Below are 14,490 nucleotides of genomic sequence, written 5' to 3' on the forward strand. Positions count from 1 at the left end.
GGGAGGACACCATGCGCAACACGCCCGGCTCACCAGACCAGGTCGCGCCTGCGCACGGGCTGGACGAGCGGAGTTGGTACGCCGCCAACGACGTTCTGGCGTTCCTGCTCGAACTGGCCGCTCTGGCGTGTCTGGGCCGGTGGGGGGCGGCCGTCGGCGACGACACGGCTCTTCGCGTCCTGCTGGCAGTGGGAACGCCCCTGGCGGCGATCGTGCTGTGGTCGCTCTTCGCCGCGCCGAGGGCGCGCCTGCGGCCGCGGCCACCGGCACTTCGGCGGGACGTGCGCTCGCCGTGCCCGGCCGCCGGGCGGGCCGCCCGGCGGGCGGAGGCGGATGGCGTCGGACGGACGTCGTCTGGCTGCGCGGCGGCTGCGCGTCGGGGATCAGCCGGCGAGGTGGGAGGCGAAGAACCAGAGGTTGCCCTCCAGGTCGCGTGCACCGTACTCGCGCAGCCCGTACGGCATGTCCTGCGGCTCGTACTCGATGACCGCGCCGGCCTGACGGGCGTGCCGGAAGTGGGCGTCCACGTCGTCGACGACCATCATCACCCCGGCGTGCACGGCCGGCAGCTCCGACGCCGACTGGAGCTTCATCTCGGTGCGCGCCTGGCCGACGATGACGGTGTACGGGCCGAGGCCGGCCTGAGCGTTGAGCACCTGTCCGTCGACCTTGTGCACCACCCGCTTCTCCAGGCCGAACGCCTCCAGCAGGAAGGCGAATCCCTTGGCCGGGTCCCGGTAGAACAGGTACGGGCAGATGCTGGGAGCGTTCGGGGCGGGCTGCCGGCTCATCGCTCACTCCTCGGGGACGACGTGTCGCGGATGACGCCACGGTAGGGGACGCCCGGCAGCGCGTCTCGGATTCCGCCTGGGGCGCAGCAGTCCGGGCCGCGCTCCAGCGGTTCGACGGCGGTGCGGAAGCGCGGTGGTGGGGAGCGGCCCCGGGTGCGCTTCTCGGTCCCGGCTCCCGTGCGGTCAGCGGGTGCCGTCAGCGGGTGCGGCGCGTCGAGGGTGGCCCGCTGAGGTGCGCCAGATATGGGCTGCTGCCTGGCGGACCAGGGAGGGGAGGCCCGAGGCGGACCGTACGCGCCCGGCGGGGCCGCAGACGGAGACGGCGGCCAGAGCGGGGGTGCTTTCGCCCGCGCCGACCACCGGGGCGGCGACGCACGCGACGCCGCGGATGGCCTCCTCGCGGTCGTGGGCCACGCCGCGTTCGCGGATCCGTGCCAGTTCCGCGTGCAGCCGCTCGGGGAGTCCGGCCGCCGTGGCGCGGGGCGCGTGGGCGAGCAGTGCCTTGCCCACTCCGGTGCGCGCGGCGGGCAGCCGGCCGCCGATCCGGGAGGGCAGGAGGGTGCCGAAGCGGTTGCCGACCTTGTCGAGGTAGACGACGTCGGCGGCGCCCTCGTCGAGGATCGCCAGGTGCGCCACCAGCCCGGTGGAGGCGTGCAGTTGGTGCAGGTGGGGTGCCGCGGCCTCGCGTACCCGGTCCTGGTGGATGACCAGGGCGCCCAGCTCCATGATCCGCATGCCGAGCCGGTAGGTGTGCGCGTCGCGGCGCAGATACCGGACCTCGGCCAGGTGTTCCAGTATCCGGTGCGCGGAGGAGCGGGGGAGTCCGGTGCGGCGCACGACCTGGGCGAGGGTCAGTCCGTCGGCGCTCTCGAAGGCGTCCAGGATCGTCACGACCCGGTCGATCATCGAGACCGGTGTGGACGCTGCGACGGCGTACTCCGTGGCGGTGACGCTCATGCGACCTCCTAGGGGCTCTCGTTCGGATCTTGCTGGGCTCGCGGGTTCCGGCACGCACTCTCGCGGCGTTGTCGTCGGTCGCCGCTGCTCCGCAGGGACTCCCTCCTCCGCCTTGCGAGAGCACGCACCGGAACCCGCTCCCTGATCCAGCCAGATCCAAACGAAAGCCCCAGCGGCGCTCGCGAGACACCTGTGTCTCACTGCCGGGAGGCTACGCGCGGTCCGCGCCGGGCGGGAAGAGGGTTGCACTACCTAATCGAAATACCTCACCGGGTGTGGCGGGACGGATCCCGCACCCTCCCGGTCAGCGGGACCGGACCCTGTGGACGCCCCGCGGACCGGCCGAGACTCGGCCCATCGGCACCCAGGTGGAGGCGAGACGATGAGCGCGCGCAGCGGCACGGACCAGGGACCACGGACCATCGAGGCGGGCGCACCACCCACCCGGTACGCGCGAGGCTGGCACTGCCTCGGCCTCGCCGCGGACTTCGCGGACGGCAGGCCCCACGAGATCGAGGCGTTCGGCACGAAACTCGTGGTCTTCCAGGCGGAGGGCACGGGACGGCTGCACGTGCTCAACGCGTACTGCCCCCACATGGGCGGCAACCTCGCCGACGGCACCGTCAAGGGCGACGCACTCGCCTGCCCGTTCCACGACTGGCGGTGGGACGGCGACGGCAGGTGCGCCGGCATCCCGTACGCGCACCGGGTACCGCGCCGGGCCCGCACCCGCGCCTGGCGCACGCTGGAGGAGAACAAGCAACTGTTCGTCTGGCACGACCCGCAGGGCGCCACGCCCCCCGAGGGGGTGACGATCCCACGCATCGAGGGGGCGTTCAGCGGCGAGTGGAGCGACTGGACCTGGCACACGCTGCGCATCGACGGCGCCAACTGCCGCGAGATCGTGGACAACGTGGTCGACATGGCCCACTTCTTCTACGTCCACCACTCCTTCCCCACCTACTTCAAGAACGTCTTCGAAGGACACGTCGCCACCCAGTACATGACCAGCGACCCGCGCGAGGACATGACCGCGGCCGACACCCTCTCCGCGCAGGGCAGGCTGCGCTCCGAGGCCTCGTACCACGGGCCTTCCTACATGATCGACCACCTGTGGACGGAGGTCGGCGGCGCGACCGTCGAGACGGTGCTGATCAACTGCCACTACCCGGTGGCACCCGACGCGTTCGTGCTCCAGTACGGGGCCATCGTCAAGAAGCTGCCCGGCATGAGCGACGAGGAGGCGGCGCGGGCCGCGGCCCAGGCGTCCGAGGGTCTGGCCGCCGGCTTCGAGGAGGACGTCGCCATCTGGCGGAACAAGACCCGCATCGACAACCCGCTGCTGTGCGACCAGGACGGCCCCGTCTACCAGCTCCGCCGCTGGTACGAGCAGTTCTACGTGGACGCGGAGGAGGTGGGCGCGGAGATGACCGACCGCTTCGAGTTCGAGATCGACACCGAGCGGGCCGTGACCGTCTGGCGCGCCGAGGTCGAGGCCAACCTGGCGAGCCGCCGGGACGCGGCCACCGCGGGGGAGGGGTGAGGGCCCCGTGCTGGAGCCCGTGACCTGCACAGCGTGCGGCACCCGGGTGCTGGTCGAGAAGCGCAGCCTTCCGCACACCACCGTGCAGTGGACTTCTCCGACCACCCGCTGCCCCGAACTGGCCGGCTGCGCGCCCGCGGGCGTCGCGGTCTGCACCCGGCTGCGCGCCTCGATCGAAGAGGCACTACGGGAGGGACGTCTGAGGGTGACCGGCGGTGACGAGTGACCCGGTCCCCGGCATCGGTTCCGCGCTCACCCGGATCTTGGACTGGCCGTGGCCGCGCAGTTCCCAGTCGTCCATGAAACGGGCGCGCAGACCGTGGTCGTTGGCCAGGGCGGTGAGGGTCTCGGTGCGGTAGTAGAAGTCCTCGCGCAGTACGTGGTGCTCGCTGCCCAGGGTGCGGTCGAAGGTGAAGTCGAAGAAGCCGCCGGGCGCCAGCACGCGTCCGACGTGGGCCAGGCACTCGTCGATGATCTGCAGTGGGGAGTGCGAGAAGACGCTGTGCGCGTGGACGACGTCGAAGTGGGCGTCCGGGAGGAAGTCCAGGGTGAGGTCCTGGGTGAGGGTGAGATGGGGCAGCTTGGCCTGGAGGCCCTCGGTGGTGAGGGTGCGTTTCGCGGCGACGAGTACGTCGGGGGAGATGTCGATGCCGTAGTAGTGGCCGGGGTCGAGATAGTCGATGAAGCGCCGGCCCGCGCGCAGGTTGCCGCAGCCGATGTCGAGCATCCGGTGCCCGGGTTCGAGCCCGTGGGCGCGCAGGTAGTCGAACTGGAGCTCGCCCAGCTGCAGCCACGCCTCGTGGGTGGGGCTGCCCACCGCGGCCTCCGGGCTGCGCCGGGTGTCGGAGGCCATGACGGCCCGGTAGTAACTGACGTGGTCACGGTGGGTGAAGGCCAGCCAGCGGTCCCGCCCTGCGCGCCTGAGGTGGGCCGGGACGCGGTGCGGGTGCGTCAGGGCGTAGCGGACCTTGTGGGCGAGCGCGGCGCGGTCGGCGTGGAGGTTCTTCCTGCTGGCCATGCGTACTCCGTCTCCGTCCCCGGCCGGCCTGGACGGGGCCGCGGGAGCCCGCTGCGCGGGGTGGCGAGTGGCTGGCGCCGTACGCACGCGCGGTGCGGTCGTACGACGCACGTCCTGACCGCCAGTCTCGGCAGCGGCGGACGGCGGCGGGTCAGCGGACTGGGCCGGCCGGCCCCGTCGGGTCACCCGCCGGGGCGACGCACGCGCCGTCGAGGTAGAGCCGCGCCACCGACTCGGCGGCCTCGTCGAGCGAGTCCCCGATCAGCTGCGGGTACAGCAGCGCGCCCTGGATGAGCACCCCGTGCAACGCACCGAGGCGTTGCGCGCTCAGATCGGTGCGGAAGGCGCCTTCCCGCTGCCCGCGCCGCGCCAGCTCGACCAGCGGCCCGGACACCGCCAACTCGCGCTCGCTCGGCCCCTCGGCAGGCCCTGAGGCCACCAGCGTCCAGTACGCGCGCCCCACCCCGAGCAGGGCGCGGGTGGTGCGCACCACCGTGGTGCGCAGCTCCCCGCCCTCGTGCAGTGCCGCGCCTACGGCGCGTACCCCCTCGTCGGCGGAGAACTGGGACAGCTCCGTCAGCAGCGCCTCGCGCGTGGCGAAGTGCCGGTAGACGGTGGCCCGGCCCACTCCGGCGGCCCGCGCGATGTCCGCCATGCCGGCGCCCGTGCCCCGCTCGCGCAGCGCCGCCGCGGCCCCGCGCAGGATGACCCGCCGCTGGCGCACCGACTGGGGGGACTCTTCCGCACCGCTCACGCCAGGCACCCTACGCGGCAACGAGCCTGACAAAACCGCTGGGCCGTGCGGGTGAGCCCTGAGAGACTGCGGCGCGTGGACGTGGGGGAGACGAGTCGGATGAGCCGGGCGGCGAACGGTACGGCGGCGCGCGACGTCGTGGAGCTGGGCGCGGTGGTGCGGGCGGGCCGGCGAGTGAAGTACCTCTTCTTCTGGGGGCACCAGCCGCCCGCCTCGGGCGGCATCGGGCCCGGCTGCCTGAGCCAGTGGTGGCCGGCCCGCTTCCGCGTCGACGGCGTGGAGTACCCGGGCGCCGAGCACTACATGATGGCGGAGAAGGCACGCCTGTTCGGTGACGAGGAGACCCGGCGGCGGGTGCTGGAGGCTCCGCACCCGGGCGCGGCCAAGGCACTGGGCCGCCGGGTACGCGGCTTCGACGAGGAGACCTGGGCCCGCGAACGGTACGGCATCGTCGTCGCCGCGAACACCGCCAAGTTCGGCCAGGACCCGCGCCTGGCCGCGTTCCTGGCGGGCACGGCGGGCCGGGTGCTGGTGGAGGCCAGCCCGGTGGACCGGGTCTGGGGCATCGGGCTGGCGGCCGACGACGCGCGCGCCACGGACCCCGCGCGCTGGCGCGGCGACAACCTGCTCGGCTTCGCCCTCATGGAGACCCGGGAAGCGCTGGGCCGGGCGCGGCGGCAGTCTCCGGGCTGATCCGCGAGGCCAGCGCCGTCAGCTGCCTGGCCGCCTGTGCGACCGTCGTCTCCACCACCTCGGCGACGCTCGGCAGGTCGTCGATCAGTCCGGCGACCTGCCCCGCCGCCATCACCCCCGCGTCGGTACGGCCCTCCACCATGGCGGCCTTCAGCAGCATCGGGGTGTTGGCGGCCAGCAGCATCTGCGCCCACGTGAGGTCCTTGCCGTGGCGCAGTGCCCGGCCGTCGCGGAGCATCGCCGCCCACGTCAGGCCCGAGTCCTTCTTGAAGGCGGCGGCGTGGCGCAGCGCCCGCAGCAGGGAGGCCACCCGGCCCGACGACTCCAGCGCGGCGACCATCTCGCTGCGCAGCATCCGGTGCGGCAGCCCGTCGACCTTCGTGGTGACGGTGACGTCGCTGACCTTCGCCGCCAGGTACCGGGCCTTGACCGCGTCGGGCACCGTCGACTCGCGGGTCAGCAGGAAACGGGTGCCCATGGCGGCGCCGGCCGCGCCGTAACACAGCGCCGCGGCCAGCCCACGCCCGTCGCGGAAGCCGCCCGCGCCGATGACCGGCAAATCCACGGCTTCGACCACCTGCGGCAGCAGCACCGAGGTGGCGACCTGCCCGGTGTGCCCACCGCCCTCGCCGCCCTGCACCAGCACCGCGTCCGCACCCCACGCGGCGACCTTCTCCGCGTGCCGGACCGCGCCGACGGACGGGATGACGACCACCCCGGCGTCCTTGAGCGTTCCGATCAGCTCCCGCGAGGGAGCGAGCGCGAACGAGGCCACGCGCACCCTCTCCTCGATGAGCAGCCGCACCCGCTCGGCCGCGTCCCCGGCGTCGGCGCGCAGGTTGACGCCGAACGGTGCCGAGGTGCGGGACCTGACCTCACGCACCGCCTCCCGAAGCCGCGGCAGCGACATCGTGGCGGACGCCAGGATGCCCAGCGCCCCGGCCTCGGCCGTCGCCGCGACCAGCCGCGGCCCGGCCACCCAGCCCATGCCGGTCTGCACGAGCGGGTGGCGCACCCCCACGAGCGAGGTCAGCGGCGTGCTGAGCGGACCCGCGGGGCCCGGGCCCGGGCCCGCGGTCATGCGCGCACCTCACGGTCGCGGGCGCCGCGCGGATCCAGCACCTCGCGGATCAGCCGCAGTTCCTCCGCGCTCGGTTCCCGGGTGGTGGGCACCTCGTCCGGCACCTGGAGCGCGAACCCCGTGCGCTCCAGCACGAGTGCCACGTCGACGCCCGGGTGGACGCTCGCCAGCCGCATCCGGTTCTCCGCCGTGGCGAAGTCGAGCACCGCCAGGTCGGTGACGACGCGCCGCAGCCCGTGGAACCGGGCGGCCGCGGGCCCCGCCTCGGCCGCCCGGTCGAAGCCCACGCCGCTGACCATGTCCACGCGCTCGACGAACACCCGCGTCGAGTGCCGGGGCACCCAGTAGGAGACCGGGTGGTTGACGGTGTTGGAGGGGGCGCCGCGGGCGCCGAGCAGTTGCCGCGCGGGCCGCTCCCACGGGCCGATGCAGGAGATGTTCTGGTTGCCGTACCTGTCGAGTTGGCTGGCGCCCATCATCATGTGGCGCCTGCCGCGTGCCGCGAGGGAGAGGTGCTTGCGGTAGGGCAGCCAGCCCTCGATGTGCGTGGGGTCCTCGGGATCGGCCAGCAGCATGGCCTCCGAGTCGGTCAGCAGCAGCGCGGGGGAGAAGGTCAGCCGCGCCAGGCGGGCGCCGAGGGCCGGGACGGTGCCGGCCGTGGCGGCCAGTACCTCCCCGTCGCCGCGCCAGGCCTCGGCGCAGGCGACGACGCAGACTTCGGCGCGGGTGGCGGCGGTGGCAGTGGTGGTCACTGGCTGGTGTCCTTCCGCTGTGAACCGGTCTCTTCCGCGAGCGCGTCGACGGCCCTGCGGTAGTCGTCCTCGTCTCCGGCCAGGAAGCGCTCCTCGAACGCCCGCCACGCCTGGGGGTCCTGCGCCGCCCGCACGTACGCGCGCTGGAACGCCTCGTCGCGCCCGTAGTCGGGGGCGCAGCTGGTGAAGTGCGCGCCGCCCGGCGTGTACAGCACGCCGGTGACGTTCTGCCGCTGCACCAGCAGCGACTGCGGCGGCCCCTCGAACCGCTCCACGAGCTGCTCGCAGGACAGGTACGTGCGCTCGGCGGCCTCGGTGAACAGGTCGTCGAAGAACGGGTCGGGGCCGCGGAACTGCCCGTTGCCGCGCACGTCGGCGCGGTTGACGTGGACGAGCGCCACGTCCATCCGCAGCGCGGGCGCCGCCAGCAGCTCCTCGCCGTCCTCGTACGGCGAGGTGACGGTGCGCAGCCGGGGGTTGTGGCGCGGTACGTCGGAGCCGAGGCCGCCGCGCACCGGCATGAACGGCAGCCGGTGCGCGGCGGCCGTCAGCCCCCACAGGAACATCGACTCGTCCCACTCCTCGAAGGCGAAGGCCCCCGCCTCGCGGGCCGCACGGAAGTGCGGCTCCAGCGGCACCGAGTCCAGCGTCACGAACGGCGCCACCAGCCTGCCGATCCGCCCGGCCGCCGCCAGCAGTCCCACGTCGGGCCCGCCGCAGGAGATGACGGTCAGGTCCTTCACGTCCGTGCGCAGCAGCGCCCGCACCAGCGCCATCGGCTTGCGGCGCGAGCCCCAGCCGCCGATGCCGACGGTCATGCCGGACTCGATCCGGGCGGCGAACTCCTCGGTCGTCAGCCGTTTGTCGAGGTCACTCACGTCGTTCAGCCTCCTTGCGCGGCACGCGCGTCGACGAAGGAGTTCCGGTGCCGGTCGGCGACACCGCTCAGGTTGGCCTCGAAGGTGAAGCCCTGTTCGTAGCGGTAGCTGCGGCGCACGTCCACGGGGTCGATCCCGTTGAGGGCTTCCTTGGCCAGGCGCAGCAGATAGCCGTCCTTGCCCGCGATCTCCTCGGCCAGCCCGAGCGCCGCGTCCAGCAGCGTGTCCGCGCTCTCGGCCAGCTCCCAGACCGCTCCGTGGCGGTGGAGTTCGCGGGCGGTGAGGGTGCGCCCCGTGTAGTACAGGGTGCGCATCAGGTGGGGCGGCAGCATGCGGGAGAGGTGGGTGGCCGCGCCGAGGGCTCCCCGGTCGAGCTCGGGGAGCCCGAAGACGGCGTCCTCGCTCGCCACGATCGCGTCGGCGTTGCCCACCAGGCCGATGCCGCCGCCGAGACAGTGGCCGTGGACGGCCGCGACGACGGGGACCTCGCACTCGTAGACCGCCGCGAACGCGGCGGCACAGCCCCGGTTGGCCCCGATGAGGGCCTCGTGCCCCTCGGTGCGCTGCATCTCCTTGATGTCGACCCCGGCGTTGAACCCGCGGCCCCTGGCGGTCAGCACCACGGCGCGTACGGCCTGGTCGCGGCCCGCGGCGGTGACGGCTTCGGCCAGGTCGTACCAGCCGCGTACGGGGAGGGCGTTGACGGGTGGATGGTCGACGGTCACCACGGCGACGCCGTCGCGTGGTGTGGAGGTGGAGACAGTCATGGACGGATCAGCTACCTTTCCACCTAACGTTTGTTTGGTGAGAAGCTAGCAGTGCGCCGGTGCGCTGCGAAAGAGAGGGAGCCGTTTCACCGGGCCGGGCCGGTCGGCACCGGAACCGCGGCCCGGACCCGGACCGGGGGCCGGCGCGGCATCGGCGCCGGCACCGCCGCAGGCGAGCCGCCACCAACCCGAGGGAGCACCATGACCGTTGCCGTCGTCACCGGCGGGACCCGCGGAGTGGGCGCGGGCATCGCCCGCGCGTTCCTGAGCACCGGCGCCGAGGTCGTCATCTGCGGCCGCCGCCCGCCCCGGACCCCACTCACCGCGGCGGGCCGCGAGGCCCGCTACCTCCCCCTCGACGTCCGCGACCCGCACGCCGCGCGGGAGTTCTGCGCCCAAGTGGCCCGCGAACACGGAGCCCTCGACGTCCTGGTCAACAACGCGGGCGGCACCCCCTACCGCCCCCTGTCCGAGGGCTCGGCCGAGCACCACGCCCGCGTGATCGAGCTCAACCTGCTGGCCCCGCTCCACCTCTCCCGCGCCGCCCACACCGTCATGCGCGAACAGGCGGGCGGCGGAGCCATCGTGATGGTCGGCAGCGTCAGCGGCGAGCGCCCGTCGCCGGGTACGGCCGCGTACGGGGCGGCCAAGGCGGGCCTGGAGAACCTGGCGCGGTCGATGGCGATGGAGTGGGCCCAGGAGGGGATCCGGGTCAACACGGTCGTTCTCGGCATGGCCCGCACCGAGCGGACCGCACTGCACTACGGGGACGAGGCCGGGGTCGCCGCCGTCGGTGCCACGGTGCCGATGGGACGGCTCGCCGAACCCGAAGAGGTGGGGGACGCCTGCGTCTTCCTGGCCTCGGACGCCGCCCGCTACGTCTCCGGCGCCTCGCTCGCCGTCCACGGCGGCGGCGAACGCCCCGCCTTCCTGCACGCGGCGAACGTCAACAGACCCTGAGCCGCCACCCCACCACCCCCCAGACACCCACCCCCCAGACACCACCCCCTCAGGAGGTCACATGTCCGCACAGCACACGTCCGCTCCCCGTCCGGCCGAGGGCCGGGTCGTCGTCGTCACCGGAGCGGGGCGGGGCCTCGGCAGGGCGCACGCGCTCGCGTTCGCCCGCGCCGGCGCACGGGTCGTCGTCAACGACCTCGGCGTCGCGCTGGACGGCGAAACCGGCGCGGAGACGCCCGCCGCACAGGTGGCGGCGGAAATCCGGGCGGAGGGCGGCGAAGCCGCCGTCAGCACGGACGACGTGGCCGACAGCGCGGGCGCCGCGAGTCTCGTCCGCACGGCGCTGGACCACTTCGGGCGCCTCGACACCCTCGTCAACAACGCCGGTTTCCTGCGCGACCGGATGCTGGTCAACCTCGACGAGGACGACTGGGACGCGGTCGTCCGCGTCCACCTCAAGGGCCACTTCCTGCCGATGAAGCACGCGGCGGCGTACTGGCGCGCCGAGACGAAGGCGGGCCGCACACCGCAGGCCCGCGTGGTCAACACCTCCTCCGGCGCGGGCCTGCTGGGCGCGGTGGGCCAGGGCAACTACACGGCGGCCAAAGCGGGGATCGCCGCGCTGACCCTCGTCGCGGCGGCGGAGTTCGGCCGCTACGGCGCCCAGGTCAACGCCGTCGCACCGGCCGCCCGCACCCGCATGACCGAGCAGGCGTTCGCCGAGGACATGGCGGCGCCCACCGACGGCGCATTCGACGCGATGGCCCCGGAGAACGTCTCGCCCCTCGTCGTCTACCTGGGCTCGGCCGCGTCCGCCGGCGTCACAGGACGCGTCTTCGAGGCCGAGGGCGGCCGCATCACCGTCATGGACGGCTGGCGCCGCACCGCCCACACCGACAAGTCGGCCCGCTGGGACGCGGCGGAGCTGGACGCTCCGATCCGCAAGCTCCTCCACGAGGCCCCCGCCCCCGAACCGGTCTACGGGGCACGGTGAGGGCGCGGTGAGGCCCGGTGAGGGCGCACGAGCGGGCGTGACCCGTTCGGATGAACGACTCCCGCGTTCATATGCGTAGGGGCTGGCTACGCTGGCATCGTCGCTCCGTGACGAAGGAGGTCTGCCGTGGCGGTAACGGTCCCTGAGTGCGAACCTGAAGTGGTGGCTCACGACGACGACAGCGCGGTACCCGACGAGAGCCTGGCGTACGGACCAGGCCCGTCGGTGGAGGACGCCTTCGACGCGATGAGCGCGGCAGCCCCGAAAGGGTGGCGCGTGGAGTTGATCGAAGGAGAGATCCATCTCGTGCCACCTGCGAACGGCAACCATGAAGAGGTCGTGTCCGAAATCAGCGGGCAGGTCCGTGACCACCGTAAGGATCTCGGGCGCTACACCGGCATCGGTCTCACGCTCACCGGCGACGCACCGGTGGGCCGCGTCGAGCCGGACCTCGTCCTCGCCCCCAAAGGCAGCTTCGACGACGACGTCCGCTGGCACGACCCCGCGCCCGTCCTCCTCGTCGGAGAGGTCACCTCTCCGTCCACGGCTGCCAAGGACAGGGGACCGAAGGCGCGCGGGTTCGCCCGCGCGGGCATCCCCTGCTACCTCCTGATCGACCGCGAGGCGGAGGAGGTCCGCGTGCACACGGACCCCGAGGGGGAGAAGTACACGCAGATCGCTATCGTGCCGCTCGGCAAGACGATCGCTCTCCCCGACCCCCTCGGATTCGAGCTGGACACCGCCGAGTTCTGAGCACCGGGCCGACGCGAAGTCCGCCGCCCGCCGCCGTCAGGACGACATCTGTGGCACCCGTCGTACGTGCGTCATGCCGCTGCTCAGCAGGTCGTCGTGGTGGACGGCGAAGTCGCCGTTGGGCAGCAGCCCCGAGAAGTGGGCTCCGACCACGCGGGTGGGCAGGAAGGCCCGCAGCCGGTGCCGGAGGTCCAGGTTGTAGGAGACGGGTGCGCCCCACACTCTCGGGGCCTCGTCGCTGCCGAACAGCACCCAGTGGTCGACCGGCACCTTGCCCACCATGCCGGGCGGGCGCCCGGTGTGGGCGTCCAGCGCGGGCGCCGTGAGCACGTCGGCGTCCAGCGGCCGGTACCACAGCAGCAGGGGCTTGGCCCGTGCCGCTTCGGCGTTGTCGAAGCAGCACACGGCCATGGCGTACCCGGGGTAGCGCTCGGCGTAGAACCGCATGAGCGCGGGATCGAGCGCGGGCCGTTTGCGCGCGGGCACCCGCTCCAGCGCGCTCGGCAGCGCCGTGGGGTCGGTGGCGAGCAGCACGGTGTAGACGTCGTGCTCGAAAACCTGCACGCTCTCCTCGGCGCCCATCCAGTCCATCACCGCGGCGCCGCCCGCCCCCCGGGACCTGGGGCGTACGGCCCGCACCATCCGTTCGAGGACGTCGGTGTCGCGGCCCACGTCGAGGAAGTTGTCCCGCGTCATGGCGGTCGCGGGCAGGTGCAGCAGCATGGCGTTGGGCCCGTCGGCCCGGTTGACGGCGGTGTTCTGGTAGCCGAGGACGTGGACGAGACCCCGCTCGGGATGGCGGTGGCGTCCCACGTACAGCGTGGTGCCGGAGAAGTCTGCCGGACCCGTCGAAACGCACATACGGGGAGCGTAATCTCCGCGTCGCCGACGCCGCTGACCACGGTCACCCCGGCCTCGCATGTGACGACGAGCCCGCGCGCCCCAGAGGGGCGCGGGGAACGGCGCGATAAGCCCCTACGATCCGGCAGACGACCGGCAACTCTAGCCACCCTCCCCCGTCGAAGCCGCGCGGGCGGCTACGTGCGCACCCCAAAGGGGCGCGGGGAACGGCGCGACAAGCCCCCACGATCCGGCAGACGACCGGCAACTCTAGCCACCCTCCCCCGTCGAAGCCGCGCGGGCGGCTACGTGTGTGCCCCAGAGGGGCGCGGGGAACGGCGCGACGAGCCCCGACGAACGGGCACGCTGACCGGCGACGCAAGCCCCCCCCCTCCCCCCGACGACGAGAAAGCCGCGCCAGCGGCCACCGCGGGGAACGGCGCGACGAGCCACAGCGAACCGGCACGCGGACCGGCGACGCAAGCCCCCCCCAAAAAACACCAGGCGCACTACACCCGTTCGATGATCGTCACGTTCGCCTGCCCCCCGCCCTCACACATGGTCTGGAGCCCGAACCGTCCGCCGCTGCGCTCCAGTTCGTGTAGCAGTGTCGTCATCAGCCTGGTACCGGTGGCACCCAACGGGTGCCCCAGCGCGATGGCGCCGCCGTTGACGTTGACCTTCTCGGGATCGCAGCCGGTGTCCTTGAGCCAGGCGAGGACGACGGAGGCGAACGCCTCGTTGATCTCGACGAGGTCGATGTCGTCGAGGGACATGCCGGCCCGCTTGAGCGCGTGCGCGGTCGCCGGGATGGGCGCCGAGAGCATGCGGATGGGGTCCTCGCCGCGCGCCGAGAGGTGGTGCACGCGGGCGCGCGGGGTGAGGCCGTGGGTGCGTACGGCCTCTTCGGAGGCGAGCAGCATGGCGGAGGAGGCGTCGGAGATCTGCGAGGAGACGGCCGCGGTGAGCCGTCCGCCTTCCACCAGCGGGTCGAGGGAGGCCATCTTCTCCAGGGTGGTGCCGCGCCGGGGCCCCTCGTCGGCCGCGTGGCCGCCCAGGGGTGCGGTCTCCCGCTCGAAGTGTCCTTCGTCGAGCGCGCGGACGGCGTGCTGGTGGGAGCGCAGGGCCCAGCGTTCCATCTCCTCGCGGCTGATGTCCCACTGCTGGGCGATCAGTTCGGCGCCGTGGAACTGGTTGACGGGTGCGTCGCCGTAGCGGGCCCGCCAGCCGGTGGAGCCGTGGTAGGGGCCTTCGGTGAGGCCGAGGGGGTCGCCGGCCTGGCGTGAGGCGTAGGCGATGGGGATCTGCGACATGTTCTGCACGCCGCCGGCCACCACCAGGTCCGCGGTGCCCGACATGACGGCTTGGGCGGCGAAGTGCAGGGCCTGCTGGGAGGAGCCGCACTGGCGGTCGACGGTGACGCCGGGCACCGACTCGGGCAGGCCCGCGGCCAGCCAGGCGGTGCGGGCGATGTCCCCGGCCTGCGGTCCGACGGTGTCGAGGCAGCCGAGGACGACGTCCTCGACGGCTTCCGGGTCCACGCCTGCCCGCTCGACCAGCGCGCGCAGCGTGTGCGCGGCCAGGTCCGCCGGGTGGACGTCGGCGAGCGCGCCGCCGCGCTTGCCGACGGGGGTCCTGACCGCTTCGACTATGTAGGCCTCGCCACGGGACATCCCGTTCACACTCCTCGCTTGGGTGGGGCCCACCCA

Annotated in this window: 16 protein-coding genes and 1 pseudogene; 7 read left to right on the plus strand and 10 right to left on the minus strand. The window is 73.2% G+C overall.

Annotated features, from left to right (window positions below):
- Window positions 1–11: 11 nt before the first annotated feature.
- A pseudogene (locus tag MMF93_RS22420) lies at window positions 12–209 on the plus strand (DUF2568 domain-containing protein); the annotation flags it as partial.
- A gap of 174 nt (window positions 210–383) precedes the next feature.
- Here MMF93_RS22420 and MMF93_RS22425 read toward each other — a convergent pair.
- Both MMF93_RS22425 and MMF93_RS22430 read right to left on the minus strand, forming a co-directional pair.
- Window positions 384–791 carry a VOC family protein gene (locus MMF93_RS22425; RefSeq protein ID WP_242754271.1) on the minus strand — a complete coding sequence of 136 codons (408 nt, stop codon included), beginning with the start codon at window positions 789–791 and terminating at the stop codon, window positions 384–386.
- Window positions 792–974: 183 nt separating this feature from the next.
- The gene (locus MMF93_RS22430) at window positions 975–1,748 is read right to left on the minus strand and encodes an IclR family transcriptional regulator (RefSeq protein ID WP_242754273.1); all 774 of its coding nucleotides are present in this window, start codon (window positions 1,746–1,748) and stop codon (window positions 975–977) included.
- Window positions 1,749–2,130: 382 nt separating this feature from the next.
- On the opposite strand from MMF93_RS22430, the gene MMF93_RS22435 reads away from it, so the two are divergent.
- Together MMF93_RS22435 and MMF93_RS22440 are read left to right on the plus strand one after the other, a co-directional pair.
- The gene (locus MMF93_RS22435; RefSeq protein WP_242754275.1) at window positions 2,131–3,291 is read left to right on the plus strand and encodes a 3-ketosteroid-9-alpha-monooxygenase, oxygenase component; all 1,161 of its coding nucleotides are present in this window, start codon (window positions 2,131–2,133) and stop codon (window positions 3,289–3,291) included.
- A 19-nt stretch (window positions 3,292–3,310) separates the two neighbouring features.
- Window positions 3,311–3,517 (plus strand): hypothetical protein, encoded by a 207-nt coding sequence (locus tag MMF93_RS22440; protein WP_242754277.1) that lies wholly within the window; start codon window positions 3,311–3,313, stop codon window positions 3,515–3,517.
- Here MMF93_RS22440 and MMF93_RS22445 read toward each other — a convergent pair.
- Both MMF93_RS22445 and MMF93_RS22450 read right to left on the minus strand, forming a co-directional pair.
- Window positions 3,476–4,309 (minus strand): class I SAM-dependent methyltransferase, encoded by an 834-nt coding sequence (locus MMF93_RS22445; RefSeq protein WP_242754279.1) that lies wholly within the window; start codon window positions 4,307–4,309, stop codon window positions 3,476–3,478. The two genes, MMF93_RS22440 and MMF93_RS22445, sit on opposite strands and share 42 nt — an antisense overlap.
- A gap of 151 nt (window positions 4,310–4,460) precedes the next feature.
- Window positions 4,461–5,063, minus strand: coding sequence for a TetR/AcrR family transcriptional regulator (locus tag MMF93_RS22450; protein ID WP_242754281.1), 603 nt, complete (start codon window positions 5,061–5,063; stop codon window positions 4,461–4,463).
- Window positions 5,064–5,162: 99 nt separating this feature from the next.
- Here MMF93_RS22450 and MMF93_RS22455 point away from each other — a divergent pair, with 99 nt between their 5' ends.
- Window positions 5,163–5,756, plus strand: a complete 594-nt coding sequence (locus tag MMF93_RS22455) for an NADAR family protein (RefSeq protein WP_242754283.1) — start codon at window positions 5,163–5,165, stop codon at window positions 5,754–5,756.
- Here MMF93_RS22455 and MMF93_RS22460 read toward each other — a convergent pair.
- From MMF93_RS22460 to MMF93_RS22475, 4 genes are read right to left on the minus strand one after another with little or no spacing between them, the layout of a single operon-like run.
- Window positions 5,704–6,837, minus strand: a complete 1,134-nt coding sequence (locus tag MMF93_RS22460) for an NAD(P)H-dependent flavin oxidoreductase (RefSeq protein WP_242754285.1) — start codon at window positions 6,835–6,837, stop codon at window positions 5,704–5,706. The two genes, MMF93_RS22455 and MMF93_RS22460, sit on opposite strands and share 53 nt — an antisense overlap.
- Entirely contained in the window at window positions 6,834–7,589 is a 756-nt protein-coding gene (locus tag MMF93_RS22465; RefSeq protein ID WP_242754287.1) for a CoA-transferase subunit beta, read from the minus strand. Before MMF93_RS22465 ends, MMF93_RS22460 begins: the two co-directional genes overlap by 4 nt.
- Entirely contained in the window at window positions 7,586–8,467 is an 882-nt protein-coding gene (locus MMF93_RS22470; RefSeq protein WP_274709494.1) for a CoA transferase subunit A, read from the minus strand. Before MMF93_RS22470 ends, MMF93_RS22465 begins: the two co-directional genes overlap by 4 nt.
- A 5-nt stretch (window positions 8,468–8,472) precedes the next feature.
- Window positions 8,473–9,234 carry an enoyl-CoA hydratase family protein gene (locus MMF93_RS22475; RefSeq protein ID WP_242754289.1) on the minus strand — a complete coding sequence of 254 codons (762 nt, stop codon included), beginning with the start codon at window positions 9,232–9,234 and terminating at the stop codon, window positions 8,473–8,475.
- A gap of 201 nt (window positions 9,235–9,435) precedes the next feature.
- Between MMF93_RS22475 and MMF93_RS22480 the strand changes: the two genes are divergently transcribed.
- The 3 genes from MMF93_RS22480 (at window position 9,436) to MMF93_RS22490 (ending at window position 11,941) form a co-directional block, all read left to right on the plus strand.
- Complete coding sequence (locus MMF93_RS22480) at window positions 9,436–10,194, plus strand: SDR family oxidoreductase (RefSeq protein WP_242754291.1); 759 nt, start codon at window positions 9,436–9,438, stop codon at window positions 10,192–10,194.
- A 61-nt stretch (window positions 10,195–10,255) separates the two neighbouring features.
- On the plus strand, window positions 10,256–11,188 hold the full coding sequence (locus tag MMF93_RS22485; RefSeq protein ID WP_242754293.1) for an SDR family oxidoreductase: 933 nt from the start codon (window positions 10,256–10,258) through the stop codon (window positions 11,186–11,188).
- A 126-nt stretch (window positions 11,189–11,314) separates the two neighbouring features.
- Window positions 11,315–11,941: a Uma2 family endonuclease gene (locus MMF93_RS22490; protein WP_423835498.1), complete on the plus strand. Its 627-nt coding sequence runs from the start codon at window positions 11,315–11,317 to the stop codon at window positions 11,939–11,941.
- A 36-nt stretch (window positions 11,942–11,977) separates the two neighbouring features.
- Here MMF93_RS22490 and MMF93_RS22495 read toward each other — a convergent pair whose 3' ends face one another.
- Both MMF93_RS22495 and MMF93_RS22500 read right to left on the minus strand, forming a co-directional pair.
- Entirely contained in the window at window positions 11,978–12,802 is an 825-nt protein-coding gene (locus tag MMF93_RS22495) for a hypothetical protein (RefSeq protein ID WP_242754295.1), read from the minus strand.
- Between the two features lie 488 nt (window positions 12,803–13,290).
- A complete protein-coding gene (locus MMF93_RS22500) occupies window positions 13,291–14,454 on the minus strand; it encodes an acetyl-CoA C-acetyltransferase (protein ID WP_242754296.1) in 1,164 nt (387 codons plus the stop codon).
- Between the last annotated feature and the right edge of the window lie 36 nt (window positions 14,455–14,490).

It is taken from the genome of Streptomyces tubbatahanensis (assembly GCF_022699385.1).
Taxonomy (GTDB): domain Bacteria; phylum Actinomycetota; class Actinomycetes; order Streptomycetales; family Streptomycetaceae; genus Streptomyces; species Streptomyces diacarni.

Bases quoted from the DNA above. Each gene is read 5' to 3' on its own strand.
- MMF93_RS22425 (WP_242754271.1), bottom strand. From the start codon at position 791: ATGAGCCGGCAGCCCGCCCCGAACGCTCCCAGCATCTGCCCGTACCTG.
- MMF93_RS22430 (WP_242754273.1), bottom strand. From the start codon at position 1,748: ATGAGCGTCACCGCCACGGAGTACGCCGTCGCAGCGTCCACACCGGTC.
- MMF93_RS22435 (WP_242754275.1), top strand. From the start codon at position 2,131: ATGAGCGCGCGCAGCGGCACGGACCAGGGACCACGGACCATCGAGGCG.
- MMF93_RS22445 (WP_242754279.1), bottom strand. From the start codon at position 4,309: ATGGCCAGCAGGAAGAACCTCCACGCCGACCGCGCCGCGCTCGCCCAC.
- MMF93_RS22455 (WP_242754283.1), top strand. From the start codon at position 5,163: ATGAGCCGGGCGGCGAACGGTACGGCGGCGCGCGACGTCGTGGAGCTG.
- MMF93_RS22460 (WP_242754285.1), bottom strand. From the start codon at position 6,837: ATGACCGCGGGCCCGGGCCCGGGCCCCGCGGGTCCGCTCAGCACGCCG.
- MMF93_RS22475 (WP_242754289.1), bottom strand. From the start codon at position 9,234: ATGACTGTCTCCACCTCCACACCACGCGACGGCGTCGCCGTGGTGACC.
- MMF93_RS22480 (WP_242754291.1), top strand. From the start codon at position 9,436: ATGACCGTTGCCGTCGTCACCGGCGGGACCCGCGGAGTGGGCGCGGGC.
- MMF93_RS22485 (WP_242754293.1), top strand. From the start codon at position 10,256: ATGTCCGCACAGCACACGTCCGCTCCCCGTCCGGCCGAGGGCCGGGTC.
- MMF93_RS22495 (WP_242754295.1), bottom strand. From the start codon at position 12,802: ATGTGCGTTTCGACGGGTCCGGCAGACTTCTCCGGCACCACGCTGTAC.
- MMF93_RS22500 (WP_242754296.1), bottom strand. From the start codon at position 14,454: ATGTCCCGTGGCGAGGCCTACATAGTCGAAGCGGTCAGGACCCCCGTC.